A 390-nucleotide genomic window follows, 5' to 3' on the forward strand; every position below is an offset into this window, starting at 1 on the left:
ACCACACACCGCGCATCTACGGATTGAGGAGCTACATCTCCGTACCGGTGGTACTGCCCGAAGGAACCTATTTCGGGAACTTCTGCGCGATGGACGCGAGACCGGCATCGGTTTCGAACTCGCGCACCCTGGCAATGTTGGAGAGCTTCGCGAGCCTGCTTGCCGCGCAACTTGCCACCGAACTGGCAACGCGGGGCGTCCATGCCGCGCTGTTGCATGAGCGCGAGATCGCAAACCTGAGAGAACCTATTGGCGCCCTGCAGGGCAGGACGCTGCCTGCTTGGCGACGTCCTAAGACGTGTGCGTCGGCATGTTCAGAATCGCCCTACAGGTTGGAAGTGGATTGGTCGATGGGGCCGACGGCAAACGTAACTGTTAGCTACGATAAAG

General features: G+C 59.7%; 1 protein-coding gene. It reads left to right on the forward strand.

What is annotated here, in order from left to right; translation table 11 throughout:
• A partial coding sequence (locus tag AC1DDH_RS20745) for a hypothetical protein (RefSeq protein ID WP_476956258.1) occupies positions 1-390 on the forward strand: 390 nt, incomplete at both ends.

Source organism: Arthrobacter sp. 10T425 (genome assembly GCF_056393985.1).